Annotated in this window: 1 protein-coding gene; it reads left to right on the plus strand. The window is 54.0% G+C overall.

All coding sequences use genetic code 11. The annotated features are described in order from the left end of the window. Positions 1–298 (plus strand): hypothetical protein (locus tag AC0L20_RS40425; RefSeq protein ID WP_473295733.1); only part of this gene is annotated, 298 nt, incomplete at both ends.

Genomic DNA, 298 nt, shown 5'->3' on the forward strand with positions numbered 1-298 from the left:
GCTCTACCTGCCAGGCCAACGCCTGGCCGAGTTCACCAGCCCGACAGAACTGGAGACGGATCTGGTGAATCTCTTAAACACGGCGCATAAGCGTCAACGTCTAATGGCCTGCATTGCTCATCGTCAACATTCGGCGTTTGAACGTTTGACGCCCAGGACGCGTGTCAACCTGATGCCTGTCACTGCGGTTGAGCATTTCTTCAACCGTCAGGTCAACCTGCTAATTGACAAGCAAAGCCAGGATATAGAGCACCACTGGTGTGTTACGGCTAACGGCCCAGTGGTGCTCTATATCCTG

It is taken from the genome of Bradyrhizobium sp. Kon58, assembly GCF_055807455.1.